Below are 208 nucleotides of genomic sequence, written 5' to 3' on the forward strand. Positions count from 1 at the left end.
GTTCGATTTCGACGGGCTTGAGCACGACGGACAGCAACGTTTCGTCGCTGTCGACGTCGGTGTCGACGGGCCTGAGCACGACGACGAGCAGCGTGTCGTCGTTGTCGACGGGTCTGAGCACGACCAACAGTTCGGTGAGCTCGATCTCGACTGGCCTGAGCACGGCGAACAGTAATGTTTCGTCGGTCTCGACGGGTCTGAGCACGAC

At 61.1% G+C, this 208-nt stretch carries 1 protein-coding gene; it reads right to left on the reverse strand.

Translation table 11 applies throughout. The features are described 5' to 3' along the window. Nucleotides 1-208 (reverse strand): hypothetical protein (locus G3O06_RS48805; protein WP_205820518.1); only part of this gene is annotated, 208 nt, incomplete at both ends.

This window comes from Burkholderia sp. Ac-20345 (assembly GCF_017104825.1).
Taxonomy (GTDB): Bacteria; Pseudomonadota; Gammaproteobacteria; order Burkholderiales; family Burkholderiaceae; genus Burkholderia; species Burkholderia lata_B.